Source organism: Affinundibacterium flavidum (assembly GCF_014284175.1).
Classification (GTDB): Bacteria; Pseudomonadota; Gammaproteobacteria; order Burkholderiales; family Burkholderiaceae_D; genus Undibacterium; species Undibacterium flavidum.
Window position 1 is genome coordinate 1 of sequence record NZ_JACOGA010000063.1, and the last position, 322, is coordinate 322.

A 322-nucleotide genomic window follows, 5' to 3' on the forward strand; every position below is an offset into this window, starting at 1 on the left:
CTCTGGCGTTGTAGCTGTAGTACGTACTATCACTGCCTTGGGTCTTTTGGCTGAGGTTGCCTTGGCTGTCGTAGCTTAATGTGGTGTTGCCTGCGGCTGTGTCGGTGATGGCGGTGAGTTGGTTGCGGCCGTCGTAGGTGTAAGTTTTTGTGATGCTTGTTGGGCTGCTTGTGCTGCCTGTGCTGCCTGTGCTGCCTGTGCCTGCTGGTTTGGTGCTGATGATTTCTTTGGTGCGATTGGCGACGCCATCTAAGGTGTAGGCTGTGGTGACAGTTTGGTTGACGTCGATGACCTCGGTTTGGGTCAGGCGGTCGGCTTTGTC

Annotated in this window: 1 protein-coding gene; it reads right to left on the minus strand. The window is 55.3% G+C overall.

The features are described 5' to 3' along the window. Positions 1 to 322: hypothetical protein (locus tag H8K55_RS21370; RefSeq protein WP_186944265.1), on the minus strand; the 322-nt coding region annotated here is incomplete at both ends.